General features: G+C 65.3%; 1 protein-coding gene and 1 pseudogene. Both read left to right on the plus strand.

From position 1 onward, the window contains the following. Nucleotides 1-221 (plus strand): annotated as a pseudogene (locus EN906_RS35680) (precorrin-3B synthase); the annotation flags it as partial. 2 nt (nucleotides 222-223) lie between these two features. Beyond that, entirely contained in the window at nucleotides 224-856 is a 633-nt protein-coding gene (locus EN906_RS35685) for a precorrin-8X methylmutase (RefSeq protein ID WP_127271902.1), read from the plus strand. Nucleotides 857-873 lie beyond the last annotated feature (17 nt).

Below are 873 nucleotides of genomic sequence, written 5' to 3' on the forward strand. Positions count from 1 at the left end.
GCGGCGAAAACGGAGCCGGACTTGTCGTGAACGCGACGGCAAAGGCCCTTCCTGCGGGCTACAGGCCGGGCTATGACGCCGCGCGCGGCATCCGCCGCGTCGCGGCAATGATCCGCAGCGCACGATATCAAGGCGAGACTGCCGCTGCTTGCCTGACAAGGCTCGGGCCGGCCGGTATCGCCGAGGCTTACCGACAGGCCCAAACTGAAAAACGGAAATGAGCATGGCCGCCTACGACTACATCCATGACGGCACGGCGATCTACGAGCGCTCCTTCGCCATTATCCGCGCCGAGGCCGATCTGTCGCGCTTCTCCGAGGCCGAGGCCGATGTCGCCATCCGCATGATCCATGCCTGCGGCCAGGTCGAATCTTCAAGTCATTTTGTGTTCTCCACGGATTTGGTTGCCGCTGCCCGCACCGCTTTGGCGGCGGGCGCGCCAATTTTCTGCGACGCGGAAATGGTCTCGCATGGCGTCACCCGCGCCAGGCTGCCGGCCGGCAACGAGGTGATCTGCACCTTGCGCGATCCGCGCACGCACGACATCGCCAGGGAAATCGGCAACACCCGCTCGGCCGCCGCGATCGATTTGTGGGGCGAGCGCATGGCGGGCTCGGTGGTTGCCATCGGCAATGCACCGACCGCGCTGTTCTATCTATTGGAAAAACTGCGCGACGGCGCGCCGAAGCCTGCGGCCATCATCGGCATGCCGGTCGGCTTCGTCGGTGCTGCCGAATCGAAGGACGCGCTGGCCGAGAATTCCTACGGCGTTCCCTTTGCCATCGTGCGTGGACGGCTCGGTGGCAGCGCCATGACCGCCGCCGCGCTCAATTCATTGGCGAGGCCCGGCCTGTGAACGCCCTTCCCAAAGGT

Origin of the sequence: Mesorhizobium sp. M7A.F.Ca.CA.004.06.1.1, from assembly GCF_003999135.1 — a bacterium.
Lineage (GTDB): Bacteria > Pseudomonadota > Alphaproteobacteria > Rhizobiales > Rhizobiaceae > Mesorhizobium.

Excerpts from the sequence above, each read along its gene's own strand:
- EN906_RS35685 (WP_127271902.1), top strand. The coding sequence starts at position 224 with ATGGCCGCCTACGACTACATCCATGACGGCACGGCGATCTACGAGCGC.